General features: G+C 67.0%; 13 protein-coding genes. All 13 read right to left on the bottom strand.

All coding sequences use genetic code 11. The features are described from left to right. Positions 1 to 18: 18 nt before the first annotated feature. The gene (locus F4553_RS39795) at positions 19 to 996 is read right to left on the bottom strand and encodes a glycosyltransferase (RefSeq protein ID WP_184846904.1); all 978 of its coding nucleotides are present in this window, start codon (positions 994 to 996) and stop codon (positions 19 to 21) included. Between the two features lie 167 nt (positions 997 to 1,163). Further along, positions 1,164 to 1,412 carry a hypothetical protein gene (locus F4553_RS39790; protein WP_246467624.1) on the bottom strand — a complete coding sequence of 83 codons (249 nt, stop codon included), beginning with the start codon at positions 1,410 to 1,412 and terminating at the stop codon, positions 1,164 to 1,166. 139 nt (positions 1,413 to 1,551) lie between these two features. Further along, positions 1,552 to 2,844: a GAF domain-containing protein gene (locus tag F4553_RS39785; protein ID WP_184846902.1), complete on the bottom strand. Its 1,293-nt coding sequence runs from the start codon at positions 2,842 to 2,844 to the stop codon at positions 1,552 to 1,554. A gap of 140 nt (positions 2,845 to 2,984) precedes the next feature. Then, positions 2,985 to 3,425: a hypothetical protein gene (locus F4553_RS39780; RefSeq protein ID WP_184846901.1), complete on the bottom strand. Its 441-nt coding sequence runs from the start codon at positions 3,423 to 3,425 to the stop codon at positions 2,985 to 2,987. Positions 3,426 to 3,622: 197 nt separating this feature from the next. Continuing rightward, complete coding sequence (locus F4553_RS39775) at positions 3,623 to 4,651, bottom strand: hypothetical protein (RefSeq protein WP_184846899.1); 1,029 nt, start codon at positions 4,649 to 4,651, stop codon at positions 3,623 to 3,625. 639 nt (positions 4,652 to 5,290) lie between these two features. After that, positions 5,291 to 5,812 carry a hypothetical protein gene (locus tag F4553_RS39770; protein WP_184846897.1) on the bottom strand — a complete coding sequence of 174 codons (522 nt, stop codon included), beginning with the start codon at positions 5,810 to 5,812 and terminating at the stop codon, positions 5,291 to 5,293. A 232-nt stretch (positions 5,813 to 6,044) separates the two neighbouring features. Beyond that, the gene (locus F4553_RS39765; protein WP_184846895.1) at positions 6,045 to 6,536 is read right to left on the bottom strand and encodes an SUKH-4 family immunity protein; all 492 of its coding nucleotides are present in this window, start codon (positions 6,534 to 6,536) and stop codon (positions 6,045 to 6,047) included. A 26-nt stretch (positions 6,537 to 6,562) separates the two neighbouring features. Next, a complete protein-coding gene (locus tag F4553_RS41605; protein WP_184846893.1) occupies positions 6,563 to 9,235 on the bottom strand; it encodes an RHS repeat-associated core domain-containing protein in 2,673 nt (890 codons plus the stop codon). After that, a complete protein-coding gene (locus F4553_RS39755; RefSeq protein WP_184846891.1) occupies positions 9,213 to 12,539 on the bottom strand; it encodes an RHS repeat domain-containing protein in 3,327 nt (1,108 codons plus the stop codon). Before F4553_RS39755 ends, F4553_RS41605 begins: the two co-directional genes overlap by 23 nt. A gap of 659 nt (positions 12,540 to 13,198) precedes the next feature. Further along, positions 13,199 to 14,197, bottom strand: a complete 999-nt coding sequence (locus F4553_RS39750) for a C40 family peptidase (protein WP_184846889.1) — start codon at positions 14,195 to 14,197, stop codon at positions 13,199 to 13,201. Between the two features lie 149 nt (positions 14,198 to 14,346). Beyond that, positions 14,347 to 14,994 carry a hypothetical protein gene (locus F4553_RS39745; protein WP_184846888.1) on the bottom strand — a complete coding sequence of 216 codons (648 nt, stop codon included), beginning with the start codon at positions 14,992 to 14,994 and terminating at the stop codon, positions 14,347 to 14,349. Positions 14,995 to 15,006: 12 nt separating this feature from the next. Then, positions 15,007 to 15,732 carry a hypothetical protein gene (locus F4553_RS39740; protein ID WP_184846886.1) on the bottom strand — a complete coding sequence of 242 codons (726 nt, stop codon included), beginning with the start codon at positions 15,730 to 15,732 and terminating at the stop codon, positions 15,007 to 15,009. Between the two features lie 351 nt (positions 15,733 to 16,083). Then, positions 16,084 to 16,785 (bottom strand): hypothetical protein, encoded by a 702-nt coding sequence (locus tag F4553_RS39735; RefSeq protein WP_184846884.1) that lies wholly within the window; start codon positions 16,783 to 16,785, stop codon positions 16,084 to 16,086. Positions 16,786 to 17,182 lie beyond the last annotated feature (397 nt).

The following is a 17,182-nucleotide window of genomic DNA, read 5'->3' as shown; positions in this document are numbered from 1 at the left end:
GATGTCACCTCGGTTCGGTCAGCTCACGGAACGGATCAGTGCGCGGTCACCGCGGATCACGGTGGCCTGGTCAAGGTGTGCCCGCGCGTGCTCACGCAGCCACGTGTCGCCGCCGACCGGCATCGGTTGTGCCAGCAGCGAGCGGTAGAACGCCACGGTACGGGGCAGGCTGCTCTGCTTCTTGCCGTTTTCCGGCTGCGCCTCGGGCGGGTCGACGTGCAGCCCGACCGCGCTTCGCACTGGCGCCACCTTGCAGCCTGCGGCGATCAGCTTGGCCCCGACATACGCGTCCTCGGCGCCCCACAGGCCGTGGAAGCCGGGATGGAAGCCGCCGACGTCGATGACCGCATCCCGGGGCATGGCAACGAGAGCGGTGATCACGGTCCGTGGCAGCGCCCAGTCGAGGATCCACCGCCCGTGGCCGAGCGTGCGCAGGTCATCGGTCTCCTCCAATAGCCGGCAGTACTCCGGGCCGTCCAGGATCGCGCCGCTGAACGGCAGGATGCCGACCGGGAAGATGGTACTCACCCGAGGGTCCTGGTCGAGGTCGACGCTCGTGGGCGTGAGCGGTCCGGCATCGATCGCCGCAGCGGGCACGTGCTGGCGGAAACCCAGCAGAACGAGGTCGTCGGCAGCTCGGGCGGCCAGCTCGTGCAGGGTTAGTGGCGGCAGGAGCATGTCGCCGTCGACGTAGGCGACCGTCTGCGCGGAGGCGAGGATCGTGCCCACGTTGCGGGCGACCGACGAGCCGATCGGCTTCGCCAACCTGACCACAGTTGGACTACAAGGGTGGGCGGCTGCTCGAAAGGCCCCGTCGTCGTCGCTGGCGTCATCAACGACGATGACCTCCAGGTCGACGCTTTTGCTCGCAGCGATGGCGTCCAGGACACGGTTGATCACGAAGGCACGGTTGCGGATCGGCACCACCACGCTCAGGGGCATGTTCTCGGTCCCAGCAACGCGGAGACGAAAGTCGTTGTCCTGCGTTGCGATCATGGCCGCTGCTGGCGAATGGTGCTGAAATCGGTCATCACTGCGGTCCTCACCAAGGAATGAATCGGGTGCGGGTACCGCAGCACGATGCCTGGATGACACCGACCAAGTGCTGTGATGGTACCCGATCTATGGGCGGCTGGTTCAAACGGTTATTCGCCGTGTCCGTTTCAAGCCGGTGCGCGCTCGACGTCGACCGGACGAAGCTGAACAGTGAGGCCGCCGTCCAGGGTGATCGTGTGGCCGTTGGCGCAGTCGAGCGCTCCGGAGGCGAGCATGATCGCCGCCTCGGCGATCTCGTCGAGGCGGGGATAACGGCCGAGCGGCACAAGCCTGATTAGGGCGGTCGCGTCCGCTAGGCTCCGCAGCGGCCCGAGCTGCTCAATTTTGATCTTGCGATGCCGGTTGGCGGCGAGCACCTACCAAGTACTGGCCGTCTGCACGAAGGCTCAGATGTCCGTCCCGACGAGATCGCCGATCGAAGAACTGAGCTCTCTGCCCGCCAGGACGAAACAACCATTCATGCAGACGATGTCGAGCCCGGCGCCTGCTGGGTCTTCAGCGGTTGCGGTACGCGGCCAAACCGCCGAGGTCTTGATTGGCGATGAAGACCGACCGCACGTTGATGAGGGCTTCCTCGACGTGGCTGGTGCAGCCCCATGCCGCGTCGCCCCATGGATCGGCGACCTTGATTTCGGCTGGTGCGGTGCACCCGGGGGTGCCGCCGAGCTGGCAGCGCTCGGGGTGCGGTGATGCGGCCTGCGCGGCGGCGGCGGTCCGCATCCGGGCGGCGAGTTCCGCGGCGGCGGCGGCACGCTGCTCGGCCTCGGCACGCAGTTTCTGCTCCGCGCGGACCGCCTCCACCAGGTCGTCATGGGCTGACTTGGCGCGTGCTTCGGCGATCTGCTGGGCCCGCTCGCTGTGGTGGCATTCGATGGCCAGGGCCGCGGTGCCGGCGAAGACCCGGGCCAGGGCGAGGTCGGCGTCCTGCGGGACACGCGGGGTCCGGTGGTACATGGCGAAAGTGCCCAGCAGGCCGCCGTCGCGGGCCAGGATCGGCGTGGACCAGCAGGCGGCCAGCCCGGCCCGGCCGGCCAGGTCCCGGAAGTCGCTCCAGAACGGGTCGGTGACGATGTCGGTGACGATGACCGGCTGCCGCCGGTGGGCTGCCTTGCCGCAGGAGCCGACGCCTTCACCGGTCGCGATCCCGTCGATGGCCTCGTTGTAGAAATCGGGCAGGCTCGGTGCGGCGCCGTGGCGCAGGTGCCGGCCATCCGCGTCGGCGATCAGAACCGAGACGAGCACCTCCTGCGGTGAGAGGTCCTCGATACAGCGGGCCATACCGTCGAGCACCTCCGTCAGCGGTGCCTGACGGGCGATCTGCTCCAGCAGTGCCCGGTGCTCAGCCATCAGCTGCTGGGCGTGCTTGACCTGGGTGGTCTCCACCCCGATCACACGGATCCCGGTCACCGTGCCCTCGGCGCCTCGGCGCGGCTCACAGGCGAGGTCGAAGAACGCCTCCCGCGCATGCGCGCCGGTGCCCAGCACGACGCGGAGGTCACGACCGGTGCTGGGTTCACCCGTGCGGTACACCTGCTCCAGCAGGGCGTGGAATCCTTGCGCTGACAGTTCGGGAATCAGGTCCACGATCGCGACCCCGGTACGAGTCCGTCCTCCGCCGATGGCGGCGAAGAACGCGGGGTTTGCCGACTCCACCAGGTGCGCCGGTCCCGCGAGCGAGGCATAAACAGCGGTGGACTGCCCGAACAATCCCCGCAGATCGTCCTCTGCCCCATCCTCAGCGACCGCCGGATTCGACACAGCCAACCGCTGGCCCGATACCGCCGTCATGTTGTGTCCGCCGTTCATCTCAGGATGCATGGAACGATCGAGGGATGCCCGGCCGCCTCCATAGCTCGATCGCACCGGCCTCTGGAACATTACCCAGGTGCTGACAGATCCGCCTCCGCTGGCACCGTCCGACAAGGCCCTTATCCGACGATCTTGCGGAAGCAACGCTCAGACCGCGCCTCGATCGGGGTGGTGATGGCCACGGCGACGTCGCAGGCTGCGGCAGGGTAATAGGCCTCGACCGGCGCTCCAACGGTGAAGGGATAGAGGTACGAGATGTCCCGCAGGTCTACGCCCACAACCGCGCAGGCTGTGCCGGTGATGCCACCGCAGCGGATGAAACGGCAGCGCTGGGCTGGTGGCGTATGCCGGAGCGGATGAGTCGTACCGTCGTGCGAGATCCGCCGATGACCGCGCCGCAGCCGCCAGCCCTCGCTCACCTGCACGGCATCGACTGGGCGGCCATGGACCACGCCTACGGTCCGGCCACCGCCGCCCCGCATGTCTTTCCTCTGCTCCTCGACGATGACCTGGCGGCACGCGAGGAGGCCCTCGACTACTTCTACGGGGCAATGCACCACCAGGGTTCTTCTGGAACACGACCCGGCCACGGATCCGCGGTACCCGATCGGGCGCGGTCCCGATCCAGGACCGACGTTGAGAAACCCCGTCACCACAGGTGACATAGCGCGGAGCTATGCGCGATCCGTGCGTTGATCTTCGTCGCGTCCGTAGGTGGCATGCCGCTGGAGGCTCTGTACCGGGCGGTCGCTGCGGCTCAAGGCGTGCCCTCGGCAGACAGGGCACGGGCAGCGTCGGGTGGTTGTTGCCGGTGCGGCGCCGCCGGGTCGTCGTCGGCGAGTTCCGGCCATGTGCCGGTGCCGACGGCGGGGTCCGGGTAGGAGTAGCCGGCGCCGAGTCGGTGGGAGGCGATCATTGATTCGGCCAGGTCGAGGGAGAGCCGGAGTGGGTTCGCTACACCGGGCGACACCTCCTGAGGCTGCGGTGCAGTCCCCGCACTCGCGGTCTGCTCCGCCTCATGAACCCGCAAGGCACGGGAGAAAAGAGCGCCGCGATCGACCTCGTCCGCGAACGCCGCGGCGAATATGTCCGCGTCCAGTTCGATCGCCTGTCGCTCCCACGGCTGCTCGGGTCCGGCTGCGTATGAGTAGCCCTGACTGCGCGCCGCTGCGCTGCTGCGAGCGCGGAAAGCGAGCCCGAACATGTTGAACGTGATGAGATCGAACGGCTCGCCGTAGGGGTCCACCGTGTACGTCACCGACGGGGGGATGTCCGCGAACCCGAAGGCCCGGATGAGCTCGAAGGTTCGACGATGCGCCGACAGGCTGGTCTCCCCGTCGTACTCGTGCGACACAGCACGCTCGAGCCGTCGTCGCGAAACAGTTAGACCTGCCGTCGCAGCCCAGCCCGCGAGATCCTCGGCTACGTCATGCGGGTCTCGGCGCGCGATGAACTGCGGGCGGTGCAGGTAGCCGCAGTCGTCGGTCGACTGCGATCCGGGCAGGTGCACCGAGCTGACCTCGCGGCCGGGCGCCGCCCAGTGCATCTGGACGCAGTCGCCGGCGTTGACGTATGCGGCGAGAACCGGTTCCGACCAGAGCTCGGCCAGTTCGGCAACGGCTTCGACGAGGTCCGGCGGATCGTTCGCGCCAGACGTCTCCAGCACCTGCCAGCCTCCGCCGAGCTCGCGCAACCGGACGTGCCGGTAGCCGATGCGCCCGACGGAAGGCAAGGCAGGCACACGCCTGTTCGACCGGGTCAGGACTATCGAGCCGAAGTACGCCACAAAGGGGAGGCTAACGGCGCCACAGGTGCTGATCAAGTGCAGTCGCTGCGTCTCCGGCAACGGGAACCGGGAGCCGTTTCGAGCCCAAGACGCGACATAGCTCGGTCGTGCCGACCCCGGATGAAGTCCGCCGAACGGCGCGTCCATTCTGGATCCGTCGCCGACGCGATTGGCTGATCACGAAGTCAATGCAGCCTATCAAGATCGGGTCTCGGTTGGACTCTGCCAATCGGATGGCTGTGACCTCTTCGAACGGCTGATAGTCGACAGGATCTACACCTGACCGCTGTAGAGGCTTCACCCCAGGTTTCGAACAAGAACTGCGGTGGGCTCTGTCGCGATTCCGGTGGTGACGCTGAGTGACCGCTGCCTGAACGACTGACCAGCCACAATGCTGGTTCGTATACCTTGACGGCTGGAACCAAAGGCCGAACGAGGAGCCAACTCAAGGGTAGTATGCGCGGCCGACCTGCCACATCATCCCCGTAACCATATGACTCCGATCCGTCATCACCGATTCGCACCAGAGCCGCTAACTTGACAGGCCCGTAATGTCTCCCTGGGATCTCGCGGTGCCGGCATTTCGCCGGTTCTACGAGATCCGAAGTATCTCATGTAGCAACCTATCCCGGAGTTACCTTATAGGTTGTGAACCCGGGCCTGCCAGTACGAGAGGACGGGGTTCAGGTCGATTCGAGTGTCGACTGAACGGCAGTGTTGCCAGAACAGCGCCAATCCAGGGAAGTAGTCCTCGTCCATCTCGCTCATCTCGATCAGTATTTCACTGAGGCTAACCCAGCGCCACATAGTGGTGCCGAATTGCATCATTGATGAGTTGACTATCTTGTAGCGGACTGGCTGGTCGAAGGTGCGCGACAGGATCATGCCGTCGTTGAAGGCTTGTGCTCTTGTCGTTGGTTCATCTGCGGGTCCGAAGTTGCCGAAGTGGGTGAAGTAGTCCATGTCGTCTGTGACGACTTCGTTTGGAGGGAATGGGTGGAACATCTCGGTGCGGGGCAGTCCCCAGGTCGACAGGAATTCGTTGTCGGTCTCATTAAGGCCTAAGATGCGACCGCTGAGACCGCGTTCGGCGTCCCTGCCTTTAGTAACTACTTCCAGAGGCGCGGTCAGTGTTGTGATGATTCGTTTATCGAAAATCATAGGTCCGCCGGCCTGTTCCTTGGGGTTGTCCGGAATCCTGGGTAATCCTCGGCGGCGACGGCGACCCGGGGAGAGCGCCAGACCGGCGCTCGCGCTGTCCCGCTATTGCCGAGGTATGACATGACGTGGGCAACCCTCCGGCGCGGAGGCTAGCAATTGGTCGCGGTCACACGTCGGTAGGAGCAAGTCCGGCTCCGCTGAGAAATTTGGGCGGAGCCGGACTTGTGATTAGCTAGAGGGTTTCAACCCGTCCTTGCCAGTACGAGACGGTGGAATCAAGGTCAACCATGTGGTCAACCGCGCAGCAGTACTGCCAGAAGAGCTGCAGACCAGGGTAAAAATTCTCGTCGTCCTGATTCATTTCGACCAGAATTTCGCTGACGTAGTGGTATCGCCACATTGTGGTTGCAAATTGCACCATGGAAGTGTTGACGTACTTGAAATTGCCGGGACGGTCGAAGTCGCACGAAAGTACTTTTCCTTTGTCGGACAAGACTATTTTGGACATGGGACTGCTGACCGTGCCCAGGTTGGCGACGTGCGCGAAATATCCGTATTTGTCTATGGTCACCTCATCGGGCGCGAGTGGCTGGAAGGTGTCGAAGCGGGGTAGCCCCCACGTGGTGAGGAATTCATTGTCGGCGTGGGTTAGAGAAGCGGTTACGCCGGCAAGTCCGCGTTCTACTTCTGTACCCTCGGTGACTTCCTCCATTGGAGCGGTCAACGCAGCGAGTATGCGACTGTCGAAGTTCATAGGTCAGTTGGCCTGTTCCTTGATCTGAGTCGTTCAATCATTTCACGGATCGGAGTGCGCGCGGATTGCCCATCTTTGAATGACCATGACACTACCGCACTCCCATATGCTTCCACCATGGCCATGCAGTCGCCCTTGCATGGCACCCACTCGGAGTAGACCGCAACGACCTCGAGTGATTTTCCTTTTGGCAGTGTTAGACCTTTCATGTATTGGTCGATGAGATATTCGGAGTGTGGGCCTTTAGGGACATTGGGCGAGATGATGACTCGTTGGCCTCCGGGTCCGTTGACTACGAAGACCGCAACATTCTGGCCATACTTGACACTAGGGTTGTCCAAGCGGTACTGAATAGCGAGCTTACTGAGTTCCGTAGATCCGTAGGGGACCTTCTTCTCGGCGAACTTGGTGGCTAGCTCTACCCCGGCATGAATTTCCATAACGCCGGCCTTCTCAATGGCCAGGGTCCACAGGCGTCGGCCGAACTTTAGTCCGCTTGGAGGTACGACTGCCCCCAGGACCGTGAGGTTGGCGATGACGGCGAGGGTGTCGTAGAGCTCGTCGGCGGCTGCTTGGTTGCCTTCGGCTTCGTAGAGGAGGGCGTCGCCGTACATGGCGAAGTCGCCGATGATCGGCAGCCAGGCGAAGCCGCCGAGGATGTCGTGCGCTGCGCTGCGTTTCGGTTGGATGCTGGCAGTGCGGACCCAGGAGCAGCCGTTGGTGTTGAAGCACCCGACAGGGGCTAGGCCGGTGGGGTCGCTGAGGGTGACGGGGGTGTTGTTGGCGTAGGTGTATCCGTTCCAGGACTGGGGGTCTTCGGAGACGAATGCGGGGTCGACGCTGAGGAAGCGGCCGATGGTGGGGTCGTATTCGCGGGCGCCGAGGTGGGTGAGTCCGGTGGGGTCGGTGGTGCCGCCGGCGAAGCCCTTGGTACCGAAGCCCGGTACGGGGGTGCCGGTGGGGTTGGGTTCGCCGTAGGGGGTGCTGCGGCGGCGGGTGGCGGTGAGGTATGCGGGGTCGATGGTGACCTGGCCGGTGCCGTGGTGGTCGGCGATGTTCCAGGCGAGCGTGGTGGCGCCGGTGCGAACGGCGACGCCGGCGATGTAGCGGGTGCCGGTGATCGTTGTGGGTGTGGTGGTGGCGGAGAGTTCGGTGCCGTCGGGCAGGGTCAGGGTCGCGGTGCCGTCGGGGTCGGTGCGCAGGAGCCGGGTGCCGTCAGCGTTGTAGATGTAGTTGGTCTGGCCTGCGGTTGTGGTGAGCCGTTCGAGGCGGCCTTCGGTGTTCCATTTCAGTGTTTGGCCGGGGCGGGTGAGGGTGTTGCCGGCTTTGTCGTAGGTGTAGGTGGCGGTGGTGCCGTTGGTGGTGACGGTGTCGACGGCGTGGGGGCCGCCGATTCCCGGCAGGGTGTAGTCGTATGTCGATGTAGAGGTGGGGGTTCCGGCTGCGTTGTAGCTGGTCTGGGTACTGCGGTTGCCCGAGGATCCGGCGGGGTTTCCGGTGGTGGCGCCGAAGTTCCAGTTGGTCCAGTAGGCGTATGCCGCAGCACCGGTTTTCTGTGGTGTGGTGCAGTTGCCAGAACTCTGAGTCCAGGCGGCGGTCATCCTGCGGAGATTGTCGTAGCCGAAGCACTCTTCGAGGTCGGCGGTGGTGCCGGACTTGCCGGCGATGCTGGCGACGTTGCCTGCGAGGTCGTAGGTGTAGTCGTCGGTGGTGCGACTGGTCCAGGTTCCGGGGTTGGTCTGGTGTGCGGTTTCGACCAGGGACGTGGCGAGGCGCCGGGTTCCCGGGACGTAGTCGAGGGTGTGCCGGACCTGTTTGCTGGGGCTGCCGGAGTTGCCGAGGATCTGCTGGTGGAGAAGTCCGTCGAATTCGTAGGCGGTGTCGGCGACGTATGCCTGCCCGCTGCTGCCGGTGACAGATGCCTGCTGGCCGAGGGTGTTGTATCCGTAGGTCAGGGTCTCTGCAGGTAGGCCGCCCAGGGGTTGTGTCGGCTGGGCGCTGAGGGAGGGGAAGACGGTGGTGGCGGGTGCCCCGTTGTTGCGGTAGGTGGCGGTGGTGACGTAGGTCCCGGCGAGGGCCGCTTCGGCGGGTGTGGTGCCGGCGGGGATGACGGTCTCGGTCTTCTTCGGCCGGTAGGCGTCGTCGAACTGGGCTGTCCGCTGGATGTAGGCGGGCCCTGTCGATCCCGCGGTGTACCGGGTGGCCGATGCCAGCTGTCCGAGGGCGCCGACGGGGTCGTAGGTGTAGGCGGTGAGCTGGTTGGCTGCTGTCTGGGTGTCCTTGTATGTCGCGGTGATCCGGCCGAAGTCGTCGTAGGTGGTGATGGTCTTGTCGTCGTTGCCGTTGATCGTGTAGTCGGCGCGGCCGAGGGGGTCGTAGTGGGTCGTCATCGTGCCAGCGTCGGGATCCTCCGTCTTGACCTTTCGGCCCTGCAGGTCGTAGGTGTACTTCCACGTGTTGACGGGTGACGCCGAATCCTTGACCTCGATGAGTTGCCCGAGGCGGTCGTACTTGAAGGAGCTGGTGTCCGCGGCGCCGGTGGGGGTGCTGCCCTGGGTGTACTGCTTGAGCTGGACGGTGCGTCCGAAGACGTCGGCGACCGTGGTGATGTCGGTTCCGCCGGTCGGGTGGTCGGCGGTGACGCTGTCACCGGTGTAGCTGTAGGTCACCCGGGACACCTCGGCCGGGGCCCGCCCCGTTCGCCGACCACAGCTGCTCGGTGGTTTTGCGGCCGAGTCCGTCGTAGGTCAGCTTCGTGTACCCGATTGAGCTGTTGGTCTGCAGCGGTACCAGGGTCCCGGACGCCGTGGCGGCGCTGTGGTGCTGGGGGCCGGTCTCGGTCACCGCGCCGCGGGCGTCGTACTTGTTGTAGGTCACGACCCGGGATCCGTTGGCGCCTGGTGCCTGGGTCTGCAGCGGTCGGACGAGGCCGTCGAACAGTTCGTAGGAGTCGAGTTGGGCGTCGCCGGAGGCTCCGCTGGGGATGAGGGTGCTGGTTTTGATGTAGGACGGCAGCGTGTTCTGGACCTGGTAGGTGTACTGCACGTCGGGGAACGCTGAGGCGTTGCCGGGATGCCGGACCTTGGTGAGCCTGCCGAGGGCGTCGTATTCGCCGGTGGTGACCTTGCCGTTGGCGTCGGTGACCGTCAAGGGCAGCCCCCGCAGCGGGTCCAGGGTCGTGGTGGTGTCGAGCCCGGCACCGGTCGTGTTGTTGACGACCTGGGTGATCTTGGTGCTGGTGACCGGGTTTCCGAGCTGCGGGGTGTAGGTGGTGGTGGTCAGCCGGTTGGTGGTGTCCGTGACCGACGTCGCGCGGCCCAGGTCGTCGTAGGCGGTGAGGCCGGTGGCCGTGTAGCTAGCCGCAGGGGTCCACTCCGAGAGTTCCTCGGTCTTCGACGGGAGTCCCCGCACCTGGGCGGCGGTGGTCGGCAGGGCTCCGTTGACCGTTTCGTTGTCGTAGTAGGTCCGTGTCGCGGCCAGTGTCGCGGTCTGCGACATCGCCGTGCAGGTGAGGCCGGAGTTGATGAAGGTGGCGGAGACCCTGTTGGTCATCCACGCTGCGGTGGTGGCGGCGTATTCGAGCTTGGTGCAGGTCTCGTCTCCGGCATACGTTCCGGTGTCGTCGCCGTAGGGGTTGGTGGTGGTGTTGAACAGCACCTTCCCGTTGTTGGTGATCTGGGTGACCCGGACGAAGGCAGGGTCCCAGGTGGTGGTGGTCTTCGTGTCGGTCATCACCGGGCTGCCCGTGGACGTGACCCGGGTGCGGGAGATCGTGGTGTTCTCCCTGACCACGTTCGCCGCGAGCGCCGACGGCATGATTCCGCCGCCGAGGGAGTCGAACCCGGTCTGGTACTGCCAGGGGAAGTGCAGCTTCTTGCTGTCGGCCACGGCGGTGTCGGTGTTGACGACTATTTCCTCGTAGAGGAACCCGGCCCGGTAGTACAGGTCGGTGTACTGCTGGTTCTCCGAGTTGGTGATGTTCGCGGTGCGGTTGCCCCATCCGGAGTCGGTGCGGTCGCCGTGCATACCGCGGAAGAACAGCTGCTTGGTCTTCGTGGAGTGCCCGGTGCCGGTGCCCTTGACCGTGGTCACCGTCGGCCAGCCGCGGAAGTCCGCCCAGGACCGGTTGTTCAGCCGGGTCGAGAACCGGTTGCTGTCGGTGTGGTGCCACAGCGCGGTGACCGACGACCCTTCCATCGAGTAGGTGTAGCTGGTGACGACGTCGGGTTGCCCGCCGACGAGGTCGTCCTCGGTGACGGACGTGACGCGGACCTTGTTCCACCAGGTCCACCCGGCGTCGCTGTCGTCGTCGGGGTCGGTGTAGTACTGCGGGAAGCACCGCCGGGGGTTGTCAGCCGGATTCGGGGTGGCGATCCCCGAGCCGCAGTCGGAGTTCTCGTAGGCGATCTTCGTCTGCCCGCCGTACTCGTTGGTGATGTACCCCAGGCGGACGCGGTAGACGTTGACCCCGGTGTTCACAGCCTCGAACCCGGCCCTGTTGGCCATCGTCGCCCCGCCGAAGTGGACCATGTTCAAAGTGATCGGCGGGGTGACGGCCTTGCCGGTGTGGACGATGTCGTCCAGCCACAGCGCCGGATCGACCGTCGGCTCCCCCGTCGCGGGGAACACGTGGTCGAGGACCCACTCGTCGACAGTGCTGTACGCGCCGCTGACGAAGACCTTGGTGGTGACCTTGGACAGGCGTTTGTAGTTCCAGTACGACGGCGACTTGTTCCCCGTGCACGACGTCCAGGCCTGGGGGCAGTTCAGATCCCAGGGCGTGTCCGGCCAATGCGGCTCGTCCGGGGTGGTCGAATCTAGCCAGCACGAGGACAGGCACCGGTCGGCGTTGGTGAACTCGACCACGGCCGGCGGGCTGCCGACGTACTCCTGGCCCTTGCGGGTGCCGTACACGATCTTCTCGACGTACCCGGCCCGGTCGTAGTTCTTCAGCGACGTCGCCGAACCGTGCCACCCCGTTTTCGGGGTCTCCTTCTTGTAGTAATACGTCATGGTGTTGCCGCTGCGGTCCACGACGTAGTCGAGGTTCCACCGCCACGTCATCGTGCACCACGAGTTCGCGAACGTCGTGGAGAAGCACGGCTCGCCGGAGTGGTTGGCGAAGACCGGCACGTTGAACGTCGAGTTCGTCTCCGGATCCCCGGTCACCCACCCCGACTTGATCCGGTTAAGCCCGAAGTGGTACTCGGTCCCGTCCGGTACCGTGACCTTCCAGGTCTCCGCGCCGTTGCCCCAGTTCCCCGGGCCCGTGTACTTCGTGACCTTCGACCCGTCGTCGTCGGCGAGCCTCCACGTGTTCGAGCCGTCGTCGAGGACCAGTTCCGTGGCGCGGCCGCCCCAGGCGATCGTCGCATTCGCCTCGACCCAGCACTCATCGCCAGTGTTGTTGGTGTGGTACGGGGTCGTCGCCTTGTCCTGCGCACACGACCGGTACGACCGCTCGATATACCCCGGCTCATACGACCAGCCCTCACCCATCCACGACGTCTGCGCCGACTCCGCATTCGTCCGGCCATCCACTGACGACGACGAATACTCGAACGCCACCAGCGGCGCCATCCCGCTCGCCACCGGCGGCACCGCCAACGGATACGACGTCGAGAACCCGCCCCCCGACGAACCCGCCTGCCACGACATCGACGGCGACAGCGGAGTCTTCGTGAACGTCCCCGTATCACTGGACGCACCAGCCGCCAGAAGGACGACCGTGCCCTCCTCGCCCTCCGACTGGACGCCCTGCCGACCGGCCACCGCATCACCGGGGACCTCCACCTCCCACGTCACCGTCTGGCCGGCCTGGTCATTGCTGTCAGCCAGCTTCTCCCGGACCGTGCACTCCGGCATATCCGGCGTCTCCAGAGCGCACGCCGGAGCCGTCACCGCCCGCAACCGGGCACCGTAGTCCGCACCCGAAGCATGAGCGAACAACGCATACTCGGCCTCGACCGACAAAGTCGCAGGCTCCGAACCGCCATCTGTACGTTCGATCACGAACCCCGCAGCCGCCCCAGCAGCCTCCACAACCGTATGATCGACAGACGTGATCATCACCTCGGTCGGCAAATCCGAACCCTCGACCGCGTCAGCCAACAGCCGCCCCGACTGGACTTCTGTCATGGCCGCGCTCTCCACCGCCCTCACAGCGAGCGGCACACCGCCTACCGAGACCGAGACTGCGGGGGTAACCAGCCCGGGTCGGGTTCCGATCCTCGGTTTACCCAGGTCAACTCGTGCGGCACCGGCCGACGGCCACACCGACTTCGGCGGCACCCAACGGTTGACATCCGTCGGCGCCTTCGCCGGCGCTTCCCGCACCGACTTCGCCTTCGGCGCGGGCGAGCCTGACGGTGCTACAGCCCTCGCACCCCCCGCCGGGTCAGCGGCAGCAGCCGGCTGAACCCAACCCACCAGCCCTGCCACCAACGCGGCGACCAAGACTCCACTCAGGAGCCGAAGACGGCCCGACCACGGGCTCCGGCCTAATAATCCACTATCCACAAGACCCCCTCGTATTCGAACACACGTGCTACGAACCTTATGGATCCAGGCGCCGCTGCACCAGAGGTATTGCGAACGGCCGCCCCGAGGGTCCCCTTGCTTGAGCCCGCGTCTCAAGCCGCGACCCGGCGGATCTCAGCGATCTTGCCGATCCACGACGACACCGTGCTGATCTTCACGACGGCACCGCTTCGGGGCGCCTGCACAAGCAGGCCCTGTCCGATGTACATCCCGACATGGCGAGGGTTGTCCGCGGTCCCGAGGCTGCCCGGAACGAAGATCAGATCACCCGGCTTAAGCTGGTCCGGACGAGCGATCCGAGTACCGTCATGGACCTGCCCGACAGTGGTGCGGTGCAGAGCGACACCAGCCGCGGCATAGGCCTGCTGCATCAGTGAGGAGCAGTCGCACTGCCGGTCGGGGTCGCCGGACCGGGGCGCGGTGCAGGACCCGCCGAACTGGTACGGCGTGCCGAGCTGCGCGAGCGCCCAGAAGATCGCGGTGACGACCTGCGGCGGTGTGCCGACCGGCAGCGTGAACCCCGCCGGCAGGCTCGGCGCGACATCCGTCAGGCAGTTCTCGCTGCCGCCGGTCAACACCTCCAGGAGCCGGGTCGCGTCGTCGGCCCACTTGGCGTAGGCGTCCGGGAACGCCGAGCGCTGTACGGCCTGCGCCGCCCGGGTGAGCGGCATCTGCTGCCAGCCGGGGACGGCCAGGAGCTTGTCGTAGAACTTCCCGGCCTGGTAGGCGGGGTCGGCGAGCTGGGCTGCGGTCCCCCATCCCTGGCTTGGCCGTTGCTGGAACAGCCCGATGGAGTCGTGGTCGTTGCGGTCGCCGAGGTGGGGCCGGTTGCGCAGGCGGCTCTCCTGCATGGCGACGGCGAGGGCGATGGTCCATCCCCAGCGGGGGACGTTCTTAAGCACGCCGGTGTCGGCGATGGTGGCCGCGTTGTCGAGTTGCTCGGTGTCCCAGGGGCTGCTGGTCGGGGCGGTTGCGGTGGCGGGGCAGCCGGCGCTGGCGGTGCCGCCGCTGAGCAGCGCTCCCGCGAGCAGGACGGGCAGGCCGAGGCAGGCGGCGATGGTGACGGCGACTGCGGTGGCGGCGTGTTTCATGGTGTCCTCCGGAAACGGAAAAAGCCCCGGTGGGCCGCCGGACGGCGGCCCACCGGGTGCGGTCCGGGGCGTCGTCCGGTGCGGTACCGGAGCAGGTGAGAACTCTGGTAGCCGATGGCTGCCGAGGGTGTCGGACTGGGGCGGTGCCGCTATCCGCCGATCGTCTGGTGCGAGGTCGGGGTGTCGTCGGTGCGCAGTACGTAGAGGCGGTTGGTGGCCGCCTCGAGGTAGACGCCTGCGTCGTGGTGGGGCAGCAGCCGCTCGCGCAGGTCGCCGGGTACGCCGAGGAGCTCGGCGGTGTCGGTGTGGACGGTGATCCAGACGGGGCGGCCCGCGACGCCGAGGGTCAGGCACGCCGTGCTGTGGGGCGCGGTGACGAGGACGTCCTCGCCGACGGCGGTGTACTGCCGGTATGCGGCACGCGGCGGGTGGTCCTCGGCGTAGCGGATGCGGTCGGCGTCGTGGAGCAGGGCGCTGAGCTCGCGGCTGGCGTTCAGGTAGGCCTGGGCACGGTCCTCGACGGCGGTGAGGTAGTACTTGATCACCGTGAGGTGGTAGTCGACGACGGAGCCGTCGGGATCGGCGGCGGCGGCGGGCGTAGCGCCGAAGTCGCCGCCGTCTTCGAGGACGGCGCGGCTGATGTCGAGTGCGAGCTGCAGTCCGCGGCGCAGGTCCGCGGTCCGGCGGGCGGCAGGGTGGATTCCGGCGCCGGCCGGGGTGGGTTCGAGGGCGTGCTGGTCCGGGGTGCGCCCGGTGTACGCGGTGATCATGGCGGCGATCTGGTCGTGGTGCTGCACGGCGGGTTCTCCTCAGGCGGTCAGGTCGGTGATCTCGGCATCGGTGAGCTGGGTGGGGTTGCGGCCGAGCCATCGGGCGCTCAGGCGCAGCCGCCACCACCGCAGCAGGCAGCGGCAGGCGGCGGCGTCGGTGTCGACGGCGGGCAGCGGGGAGACGGGCTGCGGCAGGGCGTGCCGCCGGGTCGGTCGGAGGAAGGCGACGGGGTACCACCCGTCGCCGGATTCGGTGATGGCGCCGATGAGCTGGTCGGCGAACGGGACACCCCAGCGGATCGCGGCGGCGCGGTCCGGTATGACGTGCCAGGTGTCGCGGCCGTGCCGGCGCAGGGTGAGCACGCCGGCGTCAGGCACATACCGCTGGGCGAGGATGTGGCGTTCGGCCTGGTCGTGCGGGTCCGGTTGGTGGCGGCGCCAGTAGGTGTAGGCCTCGACCAGGGTGGTGCGCAGCACCTGGTGGCGTTCGAGCAGCGACACCGCGGTCAGCAGGATGGTGCCCATGTGGTGCGGGTGCTGCGGGCCGGCGTCGCGCAGTGCGGTGCCGGCCTCGTCGCGGACCTGCGCCAGGGCGGTGTTGAGGAGGCGGGCGTTGGTGTTGAAGCCGGTGGCGATGTTGTCCAGGCGGGCGGCGGACTCGGCCGCCCAGTCGCCGCCGTCGGTGTCGTGGCGCCACAGGTGTTCGGGCAGGACGTCGTTGGTGGCTGCGGCGATCGCGCGCAGCGCGGGATCGGCGAGGAACATGGGGGTCTCCCTGGTGGCTCGGCCGGGCCGGTGGGGCTCGGCCGGTCGGGTTGCAGGCATGCGTCATCGCCGGACCTCGGGAAGGTCCGGTCCGTCGTGGATATGCAGGCGCGGTCGAAGCCAGCCGTACGCCTGCGGGTTGTCGGTGCGGCGGCCGCTCGTTCGAGCTGGCGGCCGGCCGGCTACGACTCGGTGATCACGTCGCGGTCGTCAAGGAGGTCGAACCGGCACTCGGCGGCGGCGCGCCACTGCCCCGCTTCCTGCTCCGGGTCGGACCTTCATCAGCCGGTGGCGGCGCGGTCGCCCCATCAGGTGGGGCGACCGCGCCGAATCCGGAAGACGAACAAGGTGTCAGGTCGCCACCGCCACGAGGTACTCGCGGGACTTCACCTGCTGGATGTACGCGGCGGCACGCTGCTGGTAGCGGATCCGGTCGGCGAGCGAACCGGTCACCGGGGCGAGCACCTGGCCGTCGGCGGTGATGAGGGCGTCGCCGGTGATGGCGTGCTGCCACCGCACAGCCACGAAAGCGTGCTCGCCGGCCTGGAACGCCTCGAGCTCGTCAGGGTCGAACCGCAGGGCTGCGGCCGGGTTGCCGTGGCTGGCGATCATGGCGACGACGCGGGGCTGCGCTTCGAACGCCCGCCTGGCCGCGGTGCGGGTGAGCGCCTTGGGGTCGGCGAGGTGCCGGTCGAGGAACTCCTGCCACACCCGCGCTCGGAGGGTGCCCTTGGCGACGGTCCGGTCCCACTCCCGCCAGACGGCGGTTCCCTCCGCATGGGCGGCGGCGACGGTGGCGGTGAGGTCGAGACGGCCGACGCGGCCGCCGGCGGCGAACCGGACCGCCCCGTTGCGGCGGCGGGTCTCGAGAAGGTGCCGTGCTGACCAGCGGCTGACCCAGCCGGTCAGGGCGGCACGGCGGATCCGGAACCGGGGCTGCAGGTGCCCGCCGAAGTGCAGGAGGCGCTGGAGCCGGTCGACGGCGTCGGCGGGGCCGGGTTCGGCGCCGGCGGGGAAGCAGATGATGACGGCTTGAGGCACAGGTGAGGACATGGGGTTCCTTCGACGGTGAGGCGGGGTCCGATCGCGCGAGCGCTGCGCTGTGGCCGAGGCGGACCAGGAGCCGACCGGTGCGGTGGGCTGGGTGGTCCCGCGATGGCGGGCAGGTCGGGCGAGGGCGGATGAGATGCGATGTGCGGTCACCGTAAACACCGCGCCTGACAGGAGGCACCTGTCAGAAGGCGGCGGACCCTGCCGATGACCTGGGCTGTCAGGCGTACGTCCGCTGTGTCAGGCCCTGTCAGGCCAATTGTTCGCCATGGCGCGCCGAGCCGGCTGCCTGTCCTGCAGCAGCCGACGTACTCAGCGGGTCCGGTAGCGCGCGCAGATCAGTCCGCTGTCGAAGACATGCTCCTCGGCGACACGTACGAAACCGAGCGTCGACCCGGCG

It is taken from the genome of Allocatelliglobosispora scoriae (genome assembly GCF_014204945.1).
Lineage (GTDB): Bacteria > Actinomycetota > Actinomycetes > Mycobacteriales > Micromonosporaceae > Allocatelliglobosispora > Allocatelliglobosispora scoriae.
Note: the sequence above shows the minus strand (reverse complement) of the source record. Positions and strands in the feature narration are given on the sequence as shown.